We start from the raw sequence: 19,360 nt of genomic DNA on the forward strand, positions 1-19,360 counted from the left end.
GACTCTTTTCGGACCAATCGACCGGTGAACCGTGCGTGCGCCCGGATTCACCACCCCTGGTGCGTCACACAGATCGATCCGCATTCCTATGATGGGCGCACGACACCGCGGACCACCTCTACCAGGCAGGGCCCGTCAGGTGTACGGCGGCGCGACGGTGGTGGAGGGGTCGATGACTCAGGGGGCCGGTCAGGAACCCGTGGTGCGGACGGCGACGTTGCGTGACTTCCGGGTTCCGCCGTATGCGCAAACACCCGTGCCACCGCAGGCGCGGGTGGCACCTCCTTCCTCGGTGCCGCCACGTGCGCCGGCGCCGAGCACACCCACGCCGCCCCGGCTGCCGCATCCCGGCAACGCCGTCGTGGGCGGCGCGGAGCCGGCGGGCTACACACCGACCGAGCGGGACCTCCCGGTCATCCGCCGCGGCGACACGGTCCAGGTGCAGGCCGTCTCCGAGCCGCACCCCGAGCCCGAGGACGGCCGCGGCCCGCTCTTCGTCGTCGGCGACGTCCACGGCTATCTGGACGAGCTGCTGGCCGCCCTCGGCGAGCAGGGCCTGATCGACGCCGACGGCAACTGGGCCGCGGGCAACGCCCGGCTGTGGTTCCTCGGCGACTTCACCGACCGCGGCCCGGACGGCATCGGGGTCATCGACCTCGTCATGCGGCTCTCCGCCGAGGCGGCGGCGGCCGGCGGCTACTGCAAGGCCCTGATGGGCAACCACGAACTGCTGCTGCTCGGCGCCAAGCGGTTCGCCGACACCCCCGTCAACTCCGGGGCCGGCACCGCCACCTTCCAGGCCGCCTGGCTGCTCAACGGCGGCCAGAAGACCGACATGGAGCGCCTCCAGGACGTCCACCTCCAGTGGATGTCCCGGCTCGACGCGGTCGTCGAGGAGGACGGGCATCTGCTGATGCACTCCGACACGACGGCCTACCTCGACTACGGGTCCACCATCGAGGACGTCAACGACACGATCACAGCCATTCTCACGCGTAACGACGCGGACGAGTGCTGGGACCTCTTCCGCAAGCTCACCAAGCGGTTCGCCTTCCGGGACGAGGGCGGCGCCGACGCGGTGCGCGAGCTGATGACGACGTACGGCGGACAGCGCGTCGTCCATGGTCACAGCCCTATTCCGTACCTGCTGGGCGAGGTCGGCACGGAGGACGGCGAGGACAGCTCGGGGCCCGTGGTCAACGGCCCGCACGTGTACGCGGACGGCCTCGCCATCGCCATGGACGGCGGAGTGACCATGGCCGGAAAGCTGCTGGTCGTCCAACTGCCTCTGCATGACTGACCGTCGGCGGGGAAGGCGCTTCAGGTTCCGCCTGCGCCGACCCCGCTGATCACCGGGCCCGTCACCGGGCCCAATTCCGGAAACACCCTGTCACCCCGTGCCGTGAGCGCTCTACCATCGGCGTATCAGTGGCAGGCTCTCCTCCGTTTCCGCCCGATCGCCCGGTCCACGCGGGCAGCCGGGCACCGACGGAGCATCGGGGGATGCAGATGACAAGCGCTCCGCACCTGCTGGCCGAGGACGGACCCGAGTACGAGCGGATCCTGAGCGACGCACTGCGCCACGCTCACGAACGCCCGGACCTGGAGGGCGTCGGGGACCGGCTCAACACCGAACAGCTGCGCACCATGGCGCTCAGCGCCACGGCGCTGATCACGGCGGCCGCGGCCACCGAGTACGAGCACTACGTCAAGGCCCGGGGCGAGCTGCGCCGGGCGCCGACCGCCGAAGGAACCGACGAAGCCCCGGCCCTGGACGGGCCGCAGAGCACGGCGGCCGGATCGGGCGCCGGCATAGGCGCGGTCGTCACGGTCCTGACCCCGCTGCTGGCCGGCACCGCGGCCGTCATCTTCCTGCTCGTCGGCTACCTGCTCAAGGCGGTCAGCCCGTCGGTGGCCTTCGGCGACTCCATGGTGACGGCCGGGTGGTTCTTCGCGGCGGTCGCCGCCGCGGCGATCCTGGTCGCGGCCGTGGGGCTGCTCGTCACCGCGCTCCGCAACAGCGCGACGTCGCTGGCCGCCGAGCACGAGGAACAGGAACTTCCGGAAGAGGTCGCACGGGCCAGGGAGGCCTGGCGTCACGCCCTGCTGGAGCGCGGCATCCTCCCGTTCCTGCGGGACGCCCTGGCCGACCCCACCGCCGGGCCCGCCGCGCGGACCCCGCACCGTTCGCCCAACCGGATCCCCAAGGTCGGGTACAGCAGGCCGGACTTCTCCGGTCCGGACGACGGCCCGGCGGCCGGCCCCCGGCCGACCTTCACCAGCCCCGACTTCACGAGCCCGGACTTCGGCGGCCCCGAGCACCATCCGGACTGAGGTCCGGCGGGGTCCCGGCGTCCTCCCCTTCCGGGCTTCCCCTTCCGGCCGCGTCCGCCTCCGGACACACCGCGGGCCGGGGCGGCAAGTGCCGCGCCCGGCCCGGGGGACGCTCCGGTCGGACCGGAGCGGTGGATCAGATGGCGTGCGGAGCCAGCTTCGGGTTGACGCCGTGCTCGTTCGTCTCCGGCTTGCCCTCCGAGGCGAGGAAGACGATCAGGATGATCGTGCCGACCAGCGGGACGAGCGCGATGAAGAACCACCAGCCCGAGCGGCCGGTGTCGTGCAGACGGCGGACGACGACCGCCAGCGACGGGACGATCACCGCGGCGAGGTAGAGGTAGTACGGGATCTGCGTGTCGATCGCCGTGCCGACGACCGACAGCACCACGCCGATGATGAAGTTGAAGAGCACGAACATCCAGTACTCCTTGCGGCGCGCGCGTCCGCTGAAGCCTGCGTAGTTCTTGAGTACGTCCAGGTACCAGTTCACTGTGATTCCCTCCCCGGCCCCCGTTTCGAGGGGGGCACCAAATTCAGCCAAGCAAGCCGGAAAGTAAGCCACAGATAAGGAAAGGGTCAAGCGCTGGTGAGCTGAGGACCAAACGTACATACAGCTGCCACACGACTGTGTCCATACTGTCGCTTAATAAGGCGGTCAATCACGCCAAAGTGCAGCTAAACGGCCCGAGTTACTCATAAGGAACAGAACACCCCTGGCCGCCGGGGACGGCCGGCGGCCAGGGGTCGGGGCGGACGGTCAGTCGGCGATGGGCAGGTAGACCCGGTTGCCGGCGGCCGCGAACTCCTTCGACTTGGCGGCCATGCCCTCCTCGATCTCCTCCTGAGAACCGCCGTGCTGACGCCGGATGTCCTGGGAGATCTTCATCGAGCAGAACTTCGGCCCGCACATCGAGCAGAAGTGGGCCGTCTTCGCCGGTTCGGCGGGCAGCGTCTCGTCGTGGAACTCCCGCGCCGTGTCCGGATCGAGGGCCAGATTGAACTGGTCCTCCCAGCGGAACTCGAACCGCGCGTCGGAGAGGGCGTCGTCCCACTCCTGCGCGCCCGGGTGCCCCTTGGCGAGGTCGGCCGCGTGGGCGGCGATCTTGTAGGTGATGACACCCGTCTTCACGTCGTCCCGGTTGGGCAGCCCCAGGTGCTCCTTGGGCGTGACGTAGCAGAGCATCGCCGTACCCCACCAAGCGATCATCGCAGCGCCGATACCGGAGGTGATGTGGTCATAGGCGGGCGCGACGTCCGTGGTCAGCGGGCCGAGCGTGTAGAACGGCGCCTCCTCGCAGATCTCCTGCTGGAGGTCGATGTTCTCCTTGATCTTGTGCATCGGGACATGCCCGGGGCCCTCGATCATGGTCTGGACGCCGAACCGCTTGGCGATCGAGTTCAACTCGCCCAGCGTGCGCAGCTCGGCGAACTGCGCCTCGTCGTTGGCGTCCGCGATCGAACCGGGACGCAACCCGTCACCCAGGGAGTAGGTGACGTCGTACGCCGCGAGGATCTCGCAGAGCTCCTCGAAGTGCTCGTAGAGGAACGACTCCTTGTGGTGCGCGAGACACCAGGCCGCCATGATCGAGCCGCCGCGCGAGACGATTCCGGTCTTGCGACGGGCCGTCAGCGGGACGTACGGCAGGCGCACTCCGGCGTGCACCGTCATGTAGTCCACGCCCTGCTCGGCCTGCTCGATGACGGTGTCCTTGTAGATCTCCCAGGTCAGCTCCTCGGCCCGGCCGTCGACCTTCTCCAGGGCCTGGTAGAGCGGAACGGTGCCGATCGGCACGGGGGAGTTGCGCAGCACCCATTCGCGGGTGGCGTGGATGTTGCGGCCGGTGGACAGGTCCATGACCGTGTCCGCGCCCCACTTGGTCGCCCAGGTCATCTTGTCCACCTCCTCCTCGATGGAGGAGGTGACGGCCGAGTTGCCGATGTTGGCGTTGACCTTCACCAGGAACCGCTTACCGATGATCATCGGCTCGATCTCGGGGTGGTTGACGTTGGCCGGCAGCACGGCCCGGCCCTCCGCGATCTCCTCGCGGACGACCTCGGCCTCGACGTTCTCCCGGATCGCCACGTACTCCATCTCCGGGGTGATCTCCCCCCGTCGGGCGTACGCGAGCTGGGTGACGGGACGGCCGTCGCGGCTGCGGCGCGGCTGGCGCGGGCGGCCGGGGAACACGGCGTCGAGGTTGCGCAGTCCGCCGCGCGGCGAGGTGTGCTTGAGCCCGTCGTCCTCGGGGCGGGCCGGACGGCCCGCGTACTCCTCGGTGTCGCCGCGGGCGATGATCCAGTTCTCCCGCAGGGGCGCGAGGCCGCGGCGGACATCGGTGTCGATGGAGGGATCGGTGTACGGCCCCGACGTGTCGTACAGCGTCACGTCCTTGCCGTTGGTGAGGTGCACCTGTCGGACCGGCACCCGGAGGTCCGGGCGCGAGCCCTGGACGTACCCCTTGTGCCAGCCGATGGACTTCCCGGCCTCGTCGTTCCGGATCCCGTCGTCCGGCGTCGTGCCGTTCGGCGTTCCGTCGTTCTGTTTCGAGGCAGGCGTGCGTGCGTCCGCTGTGGTCATGAGACCTACTCCCTACGCCGGCATTACCCGGTAACAGGTTCGGCGGTCGGCGCAGCGTTTCCCGTACGGATGTACGGCGATCAGCGCCCTCTCAGCCCGGTGCTCCGAGCTCCCGCGTGTGCAAAGGTGCCTCCACGCTAGCGTCCTTTCCGGCGAGCTGACCAGAGGGCCCTCCCATTCTTGCGATGATCGCCCCGTGACCTCCCCCCAGAGCGACCCCGCTCCCCAGCCGCCCCAGGGCCACACTCACGGCCACACCCACAGCCACGGACCGGCCGCCCCGGTCTCCCGGCACCTGCGCAAGGTCATCGCCGCCGTGCTGATTCCGTTCGCGACGGCGGTCGTCGTCGGTCTGATCGCGTTCTGGCCCGGCGGCGCGCCCGACCACGAGCGCACCGGCGTCGGATTCGACCGGCAGACCCAGGACGGCAAGGTCGTCCAGGTCGTCAACGTCGACTGCGCGGACGTCAACGCCGCGCAGGTGCCCCCGACCGGCGACACCTCCACGCCCTCGGGCCGGGAGGCCGTCAACGAGCAGGAGGGGGAGTGCGCGAAGGCCACCATCGAGGTGACCAGCGGCGACGACAAGGGCCGCAGGTTCGTCGAGGTGGTCCAGCCGGACGCGCCCCGACAGCTGAGCGAGGGTCAGGGCGTGGTCGTGGCGTACGCCCCCGACGCGCCCCGCGACCTCCAGTACTCCGTGACGGACGTGGACCGGAAGCTTCCGATGGCGCTGCTGGCGGGGATCTTCGCGCTGGCGGTGGTCCTGGTGGGCCGGCTCCGCGGGCTGATGGCGCTGGTGGCGCTGGTCGTGTCGTTCGCCGTTCTGACCCTGTTCATCCTGCCCGCGATCCTGCAGGGCTCGAATCCGCTGGTCGTGGCGGTGATCGGGGCCAGCGCGATCATGCTGGCGGCCCTCTACCTGTGCCACGGGGTGACGGCCCGGACATCGGTCGCGGTCGTCGGCACGCTGATCTCACTGCTGCTGATCGGGCTGCTGGGCTCCCTGTTCATCGGCTGGGCGAGCCTGAGCGGCAACACCGACGACAACACCGGCCTCATCCACGGCCTCTACCCGGACATCGATATGAGCGGTCTGCTGCTGGCCGGCATCATCATCGGTTCGCTCGGCGTGCTCGACGATGTGACGGTCACCCAGACCTCCGCGGTCTGGGAACTGCACCAGGCGGACCCGGAGATGGGTTGGAAGGGGCTGTACCGGGCAGGGATCCGGATCGGAAGGGACCACATCGCCTCGGTGGTCAACACCCTGGTGCTGGCGTACGCGGGCGCGGCGCTGCCGCTGCTGCTGCTCTTCTCCATCGCCCAGAGCAGTGTGGGGACGGTGGCCAACAGCGAGCTGGTCGCCGAGGAGATCGTCCGCACGCTGGTCGGGTCGATCGGCCTGGTCGCCTCGGTGCCGGTGACCACGGCACTCGCCGCGCTGGTCGTCTCCGCGGACCGCCCGGGGCCCGGTGGCGCATCGGCGGCTACGGCCGCACCCGCGCGGACCGGCCGGGGCCGCCGCCGCAAGACGGGCTGACGGGCCGCCACGAGCACCCCGGTCAGCCGGCGTTCTGCTCCTCGGCGAGGATGCGGCCGAGCGCATCCTCCAGGTTCCCGTCGAAGTCACCCAGCGTGTGCTCCTGACCGAGCGGCACGAGCTTGTCCGTCCGGTCGAGGAACGCCACCAGCGGCGCCGTCCCTGCCCGGAACAGCGCACGGTCCGCGCCGACCTGGAGCCGGATGTGCACATCGCCGAGGCCCTCGGGCTCGGTCGGCCCGATGTGCACGTCTCCGTCGCCGCTCGGGCTGTTGAGCCCGTCCAGCAGCAGTTCGCGACCGAACGCCCAGGTCACAGGGGCATCGCCGGGCAGGTGGAACGTCATCCGGATGGCGTACGGATCGCCGACCTCGTACCGGAGCTCCACCGGAATACGGAACGAGAGCTCCTCGGAGACGAGGAAGCTCATCATGACCTCTGCTTGAACCGACTCGCGCATCGTTCAACCCCGCAGTAGATGAAACTGGCCAGGAATGATCCCCCATGGCCCTATTGACGCCATCGTGGTGCACGCGATAGCAGATCACAAGGAGTGATTTTTCAGATACTGATAGAGAACACGAACGAACGCAAGAGGCTGGCGACTTCGCCACGTAGCTGTTCGACTGCGGGCAGCAACCGTTCTTCGCGGTCCAGGGGTACGGAAATGGCCATCGCCGCAATGGTGGCACCGGCCGTGACGGGGATCGCGGCGCACACGGTGCCCAGTGCGTACTCCTGGCGTTCGATGACCGGTTCACCTCGTCGGAGGGTTCGCAGCCGCTCCAGGAGTGTGGCGCGATCTCGCACTGAGTAACGGGTGAGCGGGCGCACGGGGTGCCGGTCGAGGTGGTCCTCGCGGGCCCTCTCGTCGAGTTGGGCGAGCAGACACTGGCCGATCGCATGCGCGTGACCGGTCTCCCGGAACGAGGCCCACTCCTCCACGGCCGGAGTGTCGGGGGCGTCCGCGACCGCGATGAGCTCGATCTCGCCGTCGCAGTAGACGGCGCAGTACACCGGGGCGCCGATGGCGTCCCGCCAGTGGCCGAGGGAGTCGGCGACGGTGGCGGGGCGCGGTGGCCTCCTGAGCGCCGACGCGGCGGTCAGGTTCTCGGCGGCCGCGCCGAAGAGGAAGACGCCGTTCTCGCGGCGGAGATAGCCCTCATGGGTGAGAGTGCGCAGCAAGTGGTACGCGGTCGGCAGCGGAAGCCCCGCCTCACGTGCCAGTTGCTTGGCGGGCGCCCCGTTCCGATGGGCGCCCACAGCCTCCAGCAGCCTCAACGCCCGCTGAACCGAACCGATCAACGTCGGGACAGCGGTACTCGATGCCGTGGTCAAAGGTCACCCCCACGCATGGTGACGGGCCATCAGCCCTCCCGTGGGGGCCGCCCCCACGGGCCTGCCGCGATCCCGAGGACCGGGGGGACCGGAGATCCGGTGACCCGTGACCGGCGAGGACCGGTCCGGGCGCCGGCGATCGGAGGCCAACGACCGGACTGTCGTACCCAGGATCGGTCGAGCGACCGATGTGGTGACGGAAGGTCACATTCCGGATGGCGGCAGTGGTATGCCACTGTATCGGCCGTCTGCGGCAGACGGGTGGTTTCCTCCGGGACTTAGCTCTGCTGGGCTAATCCTCCCGGGCCGGAGCTGACTGGACCACATCCCGCGGGTCACAGCCGACCGGGGTGAACGGGACGGGCCGGCCCCCGCGCCGGCCCGCGATCCCTGTACTACCAGTCACCGCGCGAGGACGACGACGACATGAACTTGCGGACGACGAAGATCAGCCCGCCGACCACGACGACGAAGACCAGCGCCTTGAAGAGCAGGCTGATCACGAATCCGACCACGCTGGCGATCAGACCGCCGAACACGAAGATCGCAATGACGGGCACCGCGATCCACTTCACCCACCAGGGCATTCCCGCGAATATCTCCCGCACGGCCATCGCCTCTACCTCGTCTCTCTGAGTCCTTGCCTCGATGCTAGAGGCGCGAAGGCCCCTCGTGGGGGCCGGGCAGCCCTTGAAGACCCCTGATCGAGCCCCTAGGGATCCCCGGGACGGACGCCCCGGAGGGAATCCGGGGCGGGCGCTCAGCCCTCGGGCGGCGAGAAGACGACCATCACCCGCAGGTCCTCGGTGATGTGGTGGAACTTGTGGGCCACGCCCGCCGGGACGTAGACGACGCTTCCCCTGCCGACCTGCGTCGTCTCCATCCCCACCGTGATCGCCGCACGCCCGCTGACGACGAAGTAGACCTCGTCCTGCTGGTGCGGCTGCTGTGGATCGAGTTCGCCCGCGTCCAGGGCGTACAGGCCGACCGACATATTGCGCTCCCGTACGAACTGCAGATAGGCGCCGTCGTTGGCGGCCCGCTCCGCCTCCAGCTCGTCCAGTCTGAATGCCTTCATGGCCCGTCACGCCCCTCGTACCCACGCTGTCGGCTGTGTCTGCGCTGCCGGTGTCCACCACCGATCATGTCTGCCACGATCAGACACATGAAGAATTTCGTAGTCAAGACGATCGCCAACGCGGGTGCGCTGGCCGTTGCCATCTGGCTGATCGGCAATATCACGCTGGAGGGCGGCAGCACCGGCCGCAAGGTCCTCACCCTGATCCTGGTCGCGCTGATCTTCGGCCTGGTGAACTTCCTGGTGAAGCCGGTGGTCCAGCTGCTGACGTTCCCCTTGTTCATCCTGACCCTGGGCTTGATCACCCTGGTGGTCAACGCCCTGATGCTGTTGCTGACCTCCTGGCTGGCCAACGTGTTCGACCTCAGCTTCCACGTGGAGGGTTTCTGGGCGGCGGTGCTCGGCGGCCTGATCATCTCGGTCGTGTCCTGGGCGCTCAATGTCGTTCTGCCCGACGAGGACTGACACGGATCTGGGAGAAGACCGCTCCGAGGCCTCTGAAAGAGTGCAGGTGACACCGGTCCACCGCCGGCGCGGGCAGTGAAGGAGCAGCATGAGCACCATGGGCGACGGAACGCGTGCGGTACGCGCCGGGCTTCCGGAACCGGAGCAGTTCGAACCCACCCTGCCCGGCCCGGTCTTCGCCGCGCACTTCCATCTCTCCGGCGAACCGGTGGGCCCCTACACCTACGGCCGGGAGACCAACCCGACCTGGACCCACCTGGAGCGGGCCATCGGCGAGCTGGAGGCTCCCGGTGAGGAGGTGGGCACGACGGTGTTCGCCTCGGGCATGGCGGCGATCACCGCGGTGCTGCTCTCCCAGGTCCGCTCGGGCGACGCCGTCGTCCTGCCGGACGACGGCTACCAGGCTCTCCCCCTCGTACGGGAACAACTGGCGGCGTACGGGGTGGAGGTCCGGACCGCGCCGACCGGCGGCGACGCCCAGCTGGCCCTGCTGGCCGGGGCGAAGCTGCTGTGGATCGAGAGCCCGTCCAACCCGGGCCTGGACGTCTGCGACATCCGGCGGCTGGTGGCGGCCGCGCACGCGGCGGGCGCCCTGGTAGCCGTCGACAACACCCTGGCCACCCCGATCGGCCAGCGCCCGCTGGAGCTGGGCGCCGATTTCTCGGTCGCCAGCGACACCAAGGGCATGACCGGGCACGGCGACATCCTGCTCGGCCATGTGACCTGCCGCGATCCCCTGCTGACGGCGGACGTACGGCGCTGGCGCAAGGTCGTCGGGGCGATTCCGGGGCCGATGGAGGCCTGGCTCGCGCACCGCTCGCTGGCCACCCTCCACCTGCGCATCGACCGGCAGTGCACCACCGCCCTCGCCCTCGCCGAGACGCTGGCAGGGCGTGCGGACGTCACCGGGCTGCGGTATCCGGGGCTGACCACCGACCCGTCGTACACCGTGGCGGCGCGCCAGATGCGGCGCTTCGGGTCCGTGGTGTCCTTCGAGCTGGCCGACCGGGAAACCGCGGAGCGCTTCCTGTCCGCGCTGCGCCTGGTCGACGACGCGACGAGCTTCGGGGGCGTCCGGTCCACCGCGGAGCGCCGGGGACGCTGGGGCGGCGACGCCGTGGCCGAGGGCTTCGTGCGCTTCTCGGTCGGTGCGGAGGACCCCGAGGACCTGCTCGCCGACGTCGAACAGGCACTGGACGCGGCGGTCGGGTAGGCCCGAGGAGTTTCAGACGGTCCTGTACGGGCCACTCTCTTGCCATGACCGAACGTCCTGTGGTCAAGCGCACCGCACGCGCCATCCTGCTCGACGGCAACGATCTCATCCTGATCAAGCGCACGAAGCCGGGAGTCGATCCGTACTGGCTCACGCCCGGCGGCGGGGTCGAGCCGGAGGACGCCACCGTCGTCGAAGCACTGCACCGCGAGGTCGACGAGGAGCTCGGCGCCAAGATCGTCGATGTGGTCCCGTGCTTCGTCGACACCGTGGAGCACATCGCGGACGGCGGCGTGACCGGAGTGAAGGTCCAGCACTTCTTCGTCTGCCGACTGGCGTCGATGGACGTCTCCCTGCGGCACGGCCCGGAGATCGACGAGCCCTGCGGGGAGTACGAGATCGTCCGCGTGCCGTTCAGCCGGGTCGGGATCGCGGCCGTGCACCTCGTTCCGCTGTCCCTGCGGCACTACCTGGACGGCAACATCGAAGGCGTACGGGCGATGCACGCCCCCGACCTGGGCTGACGTATCCCTCGTCGGGCCCCCGCCGCGGGCCCGGCCGGGGCGCGTACTCCCCGGCCGGTACCGGTGGATACTCCCGCTGCGGGACGACCCCGGGCCTCCGGCTCGGCATCGTGTTTCACGTGAAACCACTCAAGCGCTCCGTACGCCGGGGACTCCTCGTCGCCCATGTCGCCGTCTCCGTCAGCTGGCTCGGTCTGACCGTCGGCCTGCTGACGCTCGGCATCACCGCGTTCGCCACCGGAGATCCCGCCACCGCAGGGGCCGCCACCCGGGCCATGAAGATCTTCGGGGACTGGCTGGTGGTCCCGGTGGCGCTGCTCGCCCTGGTGAGCGGCCTGGTGCTGGCGCTGGGCACTCCGTGGGGGCTGGCCCGGCACCGCTGGGTGTGGACCAAGTTCTGGCTGACGCTGATCACAACGGGCCTGTCGATCTTCTCCCTGCGCCCCGGCATCGACGCGGCGGTCGCCGACGGAGCCGTGGACATCAACCTCGTGATCGCGCCGTCGGTGGCCACGGCCACCTACCTCTTCATCACCGCGATCTCGGTGCTCAAGCCCTGGGGGCTCACCCGGCGCGGCAGGCGGCTGCGGATCTCGGCCAGTTCCGCGAAATCGGTGGACGCGCGATCACCCCGTCAGACAGCCTGACCCCATGCACAGCCCCTCACCCCGCTCTCTCGTAGACCTGCCGATCCGGCGCCTGAATCGGGGAGACCTGGTCCCCTGCGCCGATCTCTCCGAGGACCGCGGCTGGCCACGCGACGAACACCGGTGGGGGCTGCTCCTCTCGGCCGGCACGGGGTACGGGATCGACGCCCCGGACGGCAAGGGCCTGGCGGGGACCTGTCTGACCATGCCGTACGGATCCGGCCTCACCGCCGTCGGCATGCTGCTCGTCGCCGAACGCTACGCACGCCGGGGGCTCGCCCACCGGCTCATGGGCCAGGTGATGGAGGCGGTGGGGGACACCCCGCTCGCCCTGTACGCCACCGAGCAGGGACGGCCGCTCTACGAAGGCCTCGGATTCTCCGCCGTGGGCCGGGCCGAACGCATCGGCGGCCGCTTCGGGACGGTCGGTCCCGGCGACTCCTCCTCGTCCATGGCCTCCCCCTCCCGCTCGTCCGTGACCACCCGGCCGGCCGCGGCGGACGATCTGCAGGCGATGGTCCGGCTCGACCTCCCCGCGTTCGGCGCCGACCGGACGCACCTGCTCGCCCGGCTGCCCGCCTTCTCCGACCGGCTCCAGGTCGCCGAGGAGCACGGCGAGCTGGTCGGCTACGCGGCGCTCTGGCCGAGCGGACCCGCCGAGGTGGTCGGCCCGCTGATCGCACGGGACACGGCCACCGCGCAGGCCCTGGTCGCGGCCCTGGCCGCCACGACGGACCGGCCGCTGCGGGCCGATGTCGACGCCCGGCACAAGGAATTCCTCGGCTGGCTGGCGGAGCACGGGCTGGAGCCTCTCACCTGGACCACCGTGATGACCTACGGCATCCCGGACCTGCCGGGCGACGCCGCCCGCAGGTTCGCCCCGCTCACCCTCGCGACGGGCTGACACGCATCGGCCGCACCGCCACGAGGGCGGTGCGGCCGATGCGCTGTGCGGGGGAGCGGGGGGCTCAGCGCCGGGCCGCCGCCACGCCGGTCGGCTCCGGGCTGCTCCCGGCGACGATCCGCCCCGTGCCGGTCTCCCGGCGCTCCAGCAGGCTGGAGAACACCGCCAGGACCAGGGCCGACGCTGCGAGCGCGGCGCCGACCCAGTTGGGGGCGGTGTAGCCGAGACCGGCCGCGATGACGAGGCCGCCGAGCCAGGCGGAGAGGGCGTTGCCGAGGTTGAAGGCCCCGATGTTGACCGCGGAGGCCAGCGTCGGCGCACCCGACGCCTGGTCGAGGACCCGCTTCTGCAGCGGCGGCACCGTCGCGAAGCCCAGGGCGCCGATCAGGACGATGCTGACGGCTGCGGCGACCTTGTTGTGGGCGGTCACGGTGAACAGGCCGAGGACCACGGCGAGTGCGCCGAGCGAGACGTACAGCAGGGGCATCAGGTGGCGGTCGGCGAACTTGCCGCCGATCAGGTTGCCGCCCACCATGCCGAGGCCGAAGAGGACCAGCAGCCAGGTGACGGACGAGGCGGAGTAGCCGGCGACCTCGGTCATCATCGGGGTGATGTAGGTGATCGCGGCGAAGACCCCGCCGAAGCCCAGGACGGTCATGGCCATCGCCAGCAGCACCTGGACGTTGCGGAACGCGGCCAGCTCGTGGCGGATCCGCACGCCTTCCGCCTTCGGCTGGTCCGGGACGAGCTTCGCGACGCCGAGGAGTCCGACAACGCCGAGAGCGGCGACGACGAAGAACGTGGTCCGCCAGCCCGCGGTCTGTCCGATGAAGGTGCCGAGCGGAACGCCGACGACGTTGGCCACGGTGAGCCCGGTGAACATCATCGCGATGGCCCCGGCCTTCTTCTGCGGGGCGACCAGATCGGCCGCGACCACCGCCCCGATGCCGAAGAAGGCGCCGTGCGCGAGGGAGGCGATCACCCGTCCGGCGAGCATGACGCCGAAGGCGGGGGCGAGCGCGGACACCAGGTTGCCGACGATGAACAGCCCCATCAGGAGCATCAGCATGCGCTTACGGGTGACTCGGGTGCCCAGCAGCGTCATCAGCGGGGCGCCGAGGACGACGCCGAGCGCGTAGCCGGTCACCAGGAAGCCTGCGGTGGGGATCGAGACCTGGAAGTCACCGGCGACCTCGGGGAGCAACCCCATGATCACGAACTCGGTCGTCCCGATCCCGAAAGCCCCGATGGCGAGGGCGAGGAGCGCGAGCGGCATGGGTTTCACCTTCCCTGAAGATTGCGTCTGCGCCTTACGAGCGTCCACAATAATTGCAGACGCTGGTTAATTGCAAGCGCGGGCTATTGCAGACGTCCTCTATTCTGGAGTCACGCAGCTCCCGCCAGGAGGAGAGAGACATGACAGCGACCGACCCCGCCCTGACCGCCATCGCCCAGAGCTGGTGCGCCCTCTCCCTGCTCCACGGGAAGATCGAGGCCCGTATCGAGCGGGCCCTCCAGGCCGGCCACGGGCTCAGCGCACGCGAGTACTCCCTGCTCGACGTCTTGAGCCGGCAGCACAGCGGCGTCGGCGGGCATCTCCAGATGAAGCAGGTCGCCGACGCCGTCGTCCTGAGCCAGAGCGCCACCACCCGGCTGGTCACCCGGCTCGAGGACCGGGGGCTGCTGACCCGCTACCTGTGCGACACGGACCGCCGGGGCATCTACACCGATGTGACCGAGGCCGGGCTGACGCTGCTGGAGGCCGCCCGGCCGACGAACGACATCGCCCTGCGGGCGGCCCTGGACGAGGCGGCGGAGAACCCGGAGCTCGCCCCCCTGGTCAGGGCAGTCGAAGAGCTGAAGGTCCCGGTCTGACCGGTCGGACCTCTCCGGGCGTGGCCGGCGGATCAGAACCCATCACGATCCGCCGGACACGCCCTAGGATGCCGATCATGAGTGATCTCGACATACGACCCGCCGGCCCGGACGACCTGCCCTCGGTGGTCGCGATGCTCGCCGACGATCCTCTGGGCGCACAGCGCGAGTCCCCGGACGACCTCACCCCGTACCGGGAGGCGTTCCAGCGGCTGGCCGACGACCCGAACCAGCACGTGGTGGTCGCCGTTCGCGAGGACCGAGTCGTCGGCACCCTTCAGCTGACCATCGTCCCGGGGCTGTCCCGCCGAGGCGCGACCCGCTCGATCATCGAGGGCGTCCGCATCCACGGCGACGAACGCGGCAGTGGCCTCGGCACCCAGCTCATCCAGTGGGCGGTGGACGAATCCCGCCGCCAGAACTGCCAGTTGGTCCAGCTGACCTCGGACGTCACCCGCGAGGACGCACACCGCTTCTACGAGCGGCTCGGCTTCACGGCCAGCCATGTGGGCTTCAAGCTGGCGCTCTGACAGAGCCGGGAGTGGGTGGGTGTTTCACGTGAAACACCCACCCACTCCCGACCCGGAGACACTCACTCCCGGCCCGGAAACTCAGCCGCCGAGCCCGCGCCAGCCCTCGGCGTCGACACCGCCGGGCACGGCCGCCCCGGCCTCGTAGGGCTCCCGGGTGAAGGCGAACGAGCCGAGGTCGAGGTGGTCCACCGAGCCGTCTTCCTTACGGACGACACGGAGGGTCTCCCCCGCGTAGTAGTCACTCTGGCCCGTCCAGGTGCCGTCCGGTTGGAACGTGAACGCGGCGCCGCGCCCCTTGCCGCCCAGCGGCGTGAGCTGCAGGCCCCGGTCCCCCGTGAGCCGCAGCGTGAACGTCTGGGTGCCCCAGTGCCAGATCCCGGTCAGCGCGAGCAGCTCGTCGTCCACCTCGGGCAGCGGACGCCAGGGATCCGGGATCCGCGGCTCGGCTTCGACAACGATCCCCAGCAGTTCGGCTGCCACCATCGCAGCGGGCAGTCCGGACGTGACATTGGCGAGGACAACCGCCGCCACGTCCTCCTCCTCACTGATCCAGAGGCCGGCGACGAATCCGGGAAGCGATCCCGAGTGCCCGAAGAGCACGCGTCCTTCGCCCCCGACGATCTGGAGTCCGAGACCGTAGCCGCTGGCGCCCGTCTCGGTCGGTGCGGCGGGCGTCCGCATCTCCCGTACGGAGGGCGACGACAGGACCCGGTCGTCGCCCTCGGTCAGGAAGGCGGCGAACCGCAGCAGGTCCTCCGCGGTGGACCAGAGCTGACCGGCGGGCGCCATGAGCCCGAGATCCTCGGCGGGTTCGCTCAGCATGACGTCGGCCCAGGGGTGGACGGCCCAACCGCCCGCGTGCGGTGCCACCGGCCCGGACGTCGTACGGCGCATGCCCAGCGGCTCCAGGATCTCGCGGCGCAACGCCTCGTCCCAGGAGACGCCGCGTACCGCTTCGACCAGCGAACCGAGCAGGGTGTAACCCGGGTTGGAGTAGTGATGGCGATGACCTGCCGGATGCGTCCGCGGGCGGTCGCCCAGCACATCGGCGAGCTCCGGCCGCAGGCTGCCGGGCGTCCGCTCCCACCAGGGGGCCGGCGCTTCCGCGCCCAGCCCCGCACTGTGGCCCAGCAACTGGAAGATGGTCACCCCGCCCGCGCCCGTGCCGGGGAGGTGCTTCTCCAAGGGATCGTCCAGGTCGATCAGACCCTCGTCCCGCAGCCGCAGAACCAGAACCGCCGTGAACGTCTTGGTGATCGAGCCGATCCGGTACTGCGTATCAGCGTCGGGAGCATGGCCCTCGACGCATGTACGCGCCCCGCTCCAGGCCGTACGCCCCTGTCGCCGCACCGCGGCGACGAGGGACGGCGCACGGCCGTCCCGCTGCGCGACGGCGATCCGGTGCAGCAGGGCGCGCCGGGTACTCGGAAGCAGGTCTTCGTCGAGAGAGGTCATGGTCCAACCCCTACCCGACGGGGCCCTTCCTGACGAACCCTTTTCCGCCGGGCACGGCCCGCGGAGGGGCGCGCCGCACCGGAAGGCTCAGCGCTTGCGGTGATACGTCCGGACCAGCGCGCCGTTCTCGAAGGTGCGCACTCCCTCGAGGGTGAACTCGGTGGCCGCGAACCCGGATCCGAACATCGGCATGCCGTTCCCGTACACGATGGGGTAGGTCTTGATCACGAGCTCGTCGATCTCGTCGAACACCTCCCCCGCCAGCCGGGATCCGCCGCAGAGCCAGATGTCCAGCTCGCTGTCCTCGGCCTTGAGCTCCCTGATCCGGTCGACCGGGTCCTCCGCGATCAGTTCGACGTTCGGGTGTGGTGACTCCTTGAGCGTCCGGGAGGCCACGAACTCCCTCATCTGGCCGTACGGGCTGGTGATGTCCATGTCCAGAGCCAGCTGGTAGCTCCGCCGCCCCTGGACCACGGTGTCGAACCGCTGGTTCTCCGCGTCGTGGAACCCGAGTATCTGACGGCCCTCGGACGAGATGGTCTCCGGGTACTCCGACTTCAGGAAACCGAGGAACTCCTCGCTGACGAAGGCCATCATCGCCGAGGCGTCGCCACTGGGGTCCCCGATGAAGCCGTCGATCGAACAGGCGATGAAGTAGGTGAGCTTGCGCATGAGTTCCCCGTTCCGTCGGTGGGCACGGGCCGGACGGCCCTGAGGGAGCGGCAGCCGCGACAGCATGGCGACCGCTCCAACCACGTCATTTATAGTGCTTCACATGTAGTGGTCGTGCAAGCCTCTTTCCGAGGCCGACCCGGACAGGGAGAGAGCTCATGGCGAAGAACCCCGAACGCAGGGTGACGCTCACGGACGCCGCGATCGACGTCCTCGCGCACGACGGCGCACGCGGGCTCACCTTCCGCGCCGTGGACGCCCGCGCGGGCGTACCGGTGGGCACCGCGTCGAACTACTTCAGCAGTCGCGACGACCTCCTGATGCAGACCGGCGCCCGCATCAACAGCCGGATGACACCGGATCCGAACCAGGTCGAACAGGCCATGCTCCCCGCCCCCTCCCGGGAGCTGGTCACCGAACTGATGCACTGGCTGATCCGACGGATGGCCGACGACCGGACCGGCTATCTGGCCATGCTGGAACTCCGCCTGGAGGCGACCCGGCGACCCGAGCTGCGCACCCAGCTGACCCGGACCGTGCGCGCCGGTTTCGAGGAGAGCCTCTCCTTCCACCGCGACCGGGCCCTGCCCGGCGATCAGGACGCCTTTCTGGTCCTCTATCTGGCCATGACCGGGGTACTTCTGGAGCACTTCACGCTCCCGGACATGCTCGGCGACACCGGTCTCGACCGCCTGGTCGACACCGTCGTGAGCCGGATCATCCCCGACGGGCCGTGACGCCGTCCCGGCTCGGGCGGACCCCTAGACCTCGAACCCGCAAGCAGAAAAGCCCCATGACGCGAGGTCAGGAGGCCCCGGCGTGGTGGTCCAGCAGGCGGGTGAGCAGCCGGACGAGCTGTTCGCGTTCGGGAGGGCTCAGCGGTGCGAGGAGTTCGCCGTCGAGACCGTCCAGGACCCCGTCGAGGACGCTCAGCCGCCGGCTGCCTCGAGTGGAGATCGTGATGACGTTGCGGCGCCGGTCCTCGGGATCCGGCACCCGGTCGACGAGGCCGCGCTCGGCCAGCTCATTGAGCACGCCGACCATGTCGCTCCGGTAGATGCCGGAACGCCTGCTCAGCTCGGCCTGACTGCCGGGCCCGTACTCCTGCAGTGAGGCGAGCACGGCGTAGTGCCACTTGCGCGCGTCGACCCGCACCAGCCCGTCGGTGATCAGCCGGTCCGACCGCAGGGTCAGCTGCGACAGCAGTCGGCTCGCCCGCCGGCGCAGCCTTTCGGGCGTCCTGGGCGCGCCGCCGTCGGGGATGTCCGACGTCCTGTCTCCGCCCATGACGTCCGCCCTCTCGTTGCGTCGGTCCGGCGAACGCTGTACGTTCGCTCGCGCCGATAACGTTAGTGCAATAAACGTTAGCCCGGCGAACTCCAGGAGAGGAAGATCCGCCATTCCTACCAAAACGGTGCAGATCCCTACCGCGGACGGCCAGGCCGACGCCTTCGCCGCCTACCCCGAGAACGGGGGCCGGCATCCCGGGGTGCTGATGTACGCGGACGCCTTCGGCCTCCGGCCCGTACTGCGGGAGATGGCCAGCGAACTGGCCGGGCACGGGTACTACGTGCTCGTCCCCAACTTCTTCTACCGGCACGGCCCGGCACCGCTCCTCGACCTTCCCGAGCACATCACGGAAGCGGACCGGCCCGCGCTCGTCGCCCGGCTGATGCCCCTGATCGAGGCGCACACCGCCGAACGCGTACGGCGCGACGCCGACTCCTACCTCAGCTTCCTCACGGCCCAGCCCGAGGTCGCCGCCGGACCGGTCGGGGTGACCGGCTACTGCATCGGCGGCCTCCTGGCGACGCGCACCGCCGTGGCCCACCCCGGCCAGGTGGCCGCCGTCGCCGCGTTCCATGCCCCCGTCGCCGCCGACGGGCCCGACAGCCTGCGCCGTCTCACCGCCGAGGTCCACTTCGGCCACGCGGAGACGGACATCACGCCCGAGGAACTCGGCGAGCTCAACGGGTCCCTGGACGCCGCGGAGATCCGCTACACCTCCGAGATCTACCCCGGCACCGTCCACGGCTTCACCATGGCCGACACCGACACCTTCGCCCCGGCCGCGCTGCGGCACCACTGGGACCGTCTGCTCCCGCTCCTCGCCCGGCTCCGCTGAGCGAACAGGCGGGTTGCTTCGCCCGTCCCGGCGCCCATCCCGAGGGCAGTGCGCACCGGATGGCCCGCGTATG

Annotated in this window: 22 protein-coding genes and 1 riboswitch; of the genes, 12 read left to right on the forward strand and 10 right to left on the reverse strand. The window is 70.0% G+C overall.

The genetic code is table 11. The features are described from left to right. Positions 1 to 157 precede the first annotated feature (157 nt). Positions 158 to 1,300: a metallophosphoesterase gene (locus tag ACH4UK_RS18025; protein ID WP_398357763.1), complete on the forward strand. Its 1,143-nt coding sequence runs from the start codon at positions 158 to 160 to the stop codon at positions 1,298 to 1,300. Between the two features lie 203 nt (positions 1,301 to 1,503). Further along, positions 1,504 to 2,334, forward strand: coding sequence for a hypothetical protein (locus ACH4UK_RS18030; protein ID WP_398357359.1), 831 nt, complete (start codon positions 1,504 to 1,506; stop codon positions 2,332 to 2,334). 136 nt (positions 2,335 to 2,470) lie between these two features. On the opposite strand, the gene ACH4UK_RS18035 is transcribed toward ACH4UK_RS18030, so the two are convergent. Next, positions 2,471 to 2,827, reverse strand: a complete 357-nt coding sequence (locus tag ACH4UK_RS18035; protein ID WP_398357361.1) for a DUF805 domain-containing protein — start codon at positions 2,825 to 2,827, stop codon at positions 2,471 to 2,473. Positions 2,828 to 3,094: 267 nt separating this feature from the next. Further along, positions 3,095 to 4,915 carry a phosphomethylpyrimidine synthase ThiC gene (gene thiC / locus ACH4UK_RS18040; RefSeq protein ID WP_398357363.1) on the reverse strand — a complete coding sequence of 607 codons (1,821 nt, stop codon included), beginning with the start codon at positions 4,913 to 4,915 and terminating at the stop codon, positions 3,095 to 3,097. Further along, positions 4,908 to 5,041: riboswitch (TPP riboswitch) on the reverse strand. (Overlaps the previous gene by 8 nt.) A gap of 70 nt (positions 5,042 to 5,111) precedes the next feature. Between thiC and ACH4UK_RS18045 the strand changes: the two genes are divergently transcribed. Then, a complete protein-coding gene (locus ACH4UK_RS18045; RefSeq protein ID WP_398357365.1) occupies positions 5,112 to 6,458 on the forward strand; it encodes a YibE/F family protein in 1,347 nt (448 codons plus the stop codon). Positions 6,459 to 6,480: 22 nt separating this feature from the next. Here the strand turns inward: ACH4UK_RS18045 and ACH4UK_RS18050 are convergent, their stop codons facing one another. The 4 genes from ACH4UK_RS18050 to ACH4UK_RS18065 form a co-directional block, all read right to left on the reverse strand. Then, complete coding sequence (locus ACH4UK_RS18050) at positions 6,481 to 6,918, reverse strand: SsgA family sporulation/cell division regulator (RefSeq protein WP_024263706.1); 438 nt, start codon at positions 6,916 to 6,918, stop codon at positions 6,481 to 6,483. A 101-nt stretch (positions 6,919 to 7,019) separates the two neighbouring features. Further along, positions 7,020 to 7,796, reverse strand: coding sequence for an IclR family transcriptional regulator (locus ACH4UK_RS18055; protein WP_398357367.1), 777 nt, complete (start codon positions 7,794 to 7,796; stop codon positions 7,020 to 7,022). Between the two features lie 395 nt (positions 7,797 to 8,191). Continuing rightward, positions 8,192 to 8,404 carry a DUF5326 family protein gene (locus ACH4UK_RS18060; RefSeq protein ID WP_265600552.1) on the reverse strand — a complete coding sequence of 71 codons (213 nt, stop codon included), beginning with the start codon at positions 8,402 to 8,404 and terminating at the stop codon, positions 8,192 to 8,194. Between the two features lie 152 nt (positions 8,405 to 8,556). After that, on the reverse strand, positions 8,557 to 8,874 hold the full coding sequence (locus tag ACH4UK_RS18065; protein ID WP_030077305.1) for a cupin domain-containing protein: 318 nt from the start codon (positions 8,872 to 8,874) through the stop codon (positions 8,557 to 8,559). 87 nt (positions 8,875 to 8,961) lie between these two features. On the opposite strand from ACH4UK_RS18065, the gene ACH4UK_RS18070 reads away from it, so the two are divergent. The 5 genes from ACH4UK_RS18070 (at position 8,962) to ACH4UK_RS18090 (ending at position 12,627) form a co-directional block, all read left to right on the forward strand. Continuing rightward, a complete protein-coding gene (locus tag ACH4UK_RS18070) occupies positions 8,962 to 9,339 on the forward strand; it encodes a phage holin family protein (RefSeq protein WP_398357369.1) in 378 nt (125 codons plus the stop codon). Between the two features lie 88 nt (positions 9,340 to 9,427). Further along, positions 9,428 to 10,552 carry a cystathionine gamma-lyase gene (locus ACH4UK_RS18075; protein ID WP_398357371.1) on the forward strand — a complete coding sequence of 375 codons (1,125 nt, stop codon included), beginning with the start codon at positions 9,428 to 9,430 and terminating at the stop codon, positions 10,550 to 10,552. 44 nt (positions 10,553 to 10,596) lie between these two features. Beyond that, positions 10,597 to 11,076 (forward strand): NUDIX domain-containing protein, encoded by a 480-nt coding sequence (locus tag ACH4UK_RS18080; RefSeq protein ID WP_398357373.1) that lies wholly within the window; start codon positions 10,597 to 10,599, stop codon positions 11,074 to 11,076. 119 nt (positions 11,077 to 11,195) lie between these two features. Further along, positions 11,196 to 11,723: a DUF2269 domain-containing protein gene (locus ACH4UK_RS18085; RefSeq protein ID WP_398357374.1), complete on the forward strand. Its 528-nt coding sequence runs from the start codon at positions 11,196 to 11,198 to the stop codon at positions 11,721 to 11,723. 4 nt (positions 11,724 to 11,727) lie between these two features. Continuing rightward, complete coding sequence (locus tag ACH4UK_RS18090) at positions 11,728 to 12,627, forward strand: GNAT family N-acetyltransferase (RefSeq protein ID WP_398357376.1); 900 nt, start codon at positions 11,728 to 11,730, stop codon at positions 12,625 to 12,627. Positions 12,628 to 12,691: 64 nt separating this feature from the next. Here ACH4UK_RS18090 and ACH4UK_RS18095 read toward each other — a convergent pair whose 3' ends face one another. Continuing rightward, positions 12,692 to 13,903: an MFS transporter gene (locus ACH4UK_RS18095; RefSeq protein WP_398357377.1), complete on the reverse strand. Its 1,212-nt coding sequence runs from the start codon at positions 13,901 to 13,903 to the stop codon at positions 12,692 to 12,694. 140 nt (positions 13,904 to 14,043) lie between these two features. On the opposite strand from ACH4UK_RS18095, the gene ACH4UK_RS18100 reads away from it, so the two are divergent. Both ACH4UK_RS18100 and ACH4UK_RS18105 read left to right on the forward strand, forming a co-directional pair. Further along, a complete protein-coding gene (locus tag ACH4UK_RS18100) occupies positions 14,044 to 14,502 on the forward strand; it encodes a MarR family winged helix-turn-helix transcriptional regulator (RefSeq protein WP_398357379.1) in 459 nt (152 codons plus the stop codon). A 77-nt stretch (positions 14,503 to 14,579) separates the two neighbouring features. After that, complete coding sequence (locus tag ACH4UK_RS18105) at positions 14,580 to 15,032, forward strand: GNAT family N-acetyltransferase (protein ID WP_398357381.1); 453 nt, start codon at positions 14,580 to 14,582, stop codon at positions 15,030 to 15,032. A gap of 81 nt (positions 15,033 to 15,113) precedes the next feature. On the opposite strand, the gene ACH4UK_RS18110 is transcribed toward ACH4UK_RS18105, so the two are convergent. Beyond that, positions 15,114 to 16,490 carry a serine hydrolase domain-containing protein gene (locus ACH4UK_RS18110; RefSeq protein ID WP_398357383.1) on the reverse strand — a complete coding sequence of 459 codons (1,377 nt, stop codon included), beginning with the start codon at positions 16,488 to 16,490 and terminating at the stop codon, positions 15,114 to 15,116. An 87-nt stretch (positions 16,491 to 16,577) separates the two neighbouring features. After that, positions 16,578 to 17,162 carry a dihydrofolate reductase family protein gene (locus ACH4UK_RS18115; protein WP_398357385.1) on the reverse strand — a complete coding sequence of 195 codons (585 nt, stop codon included), beginning with the start codon at positions 17,160 to 17,162 and terminating at the stop codon, positions 16,578 to 16,580. A 158-nt stretch (positions 17,163 to 17,320) separates the two neighbouring features. On the opposite strand from ACH4UK_RS18115, the gene ACH4UK_RS18120 reads away from it, so the two are divergent. Beyond that, on the forward strand, positions 17,321 to 17,899 hold the full coding sequence (locus ACH4UK_RS18120) for a TetR/AcrR family transcriptional regulator (RefSeq protein ID WP_398357386.1): 579 nt from the start codon (positions 17,321 to 17,323) through the stop codon (positions 17,897 to 17,899). Positions 17,900 to 17,966: 67 nt separating this feature from the next. Here ACH4UK_RS18120 and ACH4UK_RS18125 read toward each other — a convergent pair whose 3' ends face one another. After that, positions 17,967 to 18,449: a MarR family winged helix-turn-helix transcriptional regulator gene (locus tag ACH4UK_RS18125; RefSeq protein WP_398357387.1), complete on the reverse strand. Its 483-nt coding sequence runs from the start codon at positions 18,447 to 18,449 to the stop codon at positions 17,967 to 17,969. Positions 18,450 to 18,561: 112 nt separating this feature from the next. Between ACH4UK_RS18125 and ACH4UK_RS18130 the strand changes: the two genes are divergently transcribed. Next, a complete protein-coding gene (locus tag ACH4UK_RS18130) occupies positions 18,562 to 19,287 on the forward strand; it encodes a dienelactone hydrolase family protein (RefSeq protein ID WP_398357765.1) in 726 nt (241 codons plus the stop codon). The last annotated feature ends 73 nt before the right edge of the window (positions 19,288 to 19,360 follow it).

This window comes from Streptomyces sp. NPDC020884 (assembly GCF_044333935.1).
In the GTDB taxonomy this organism is placed as follows: domain Bacteria; phylum Actinomycetota; class Actinomycetes; order Streptomycetales; family Streptomycetaceae; genus Streptomyces.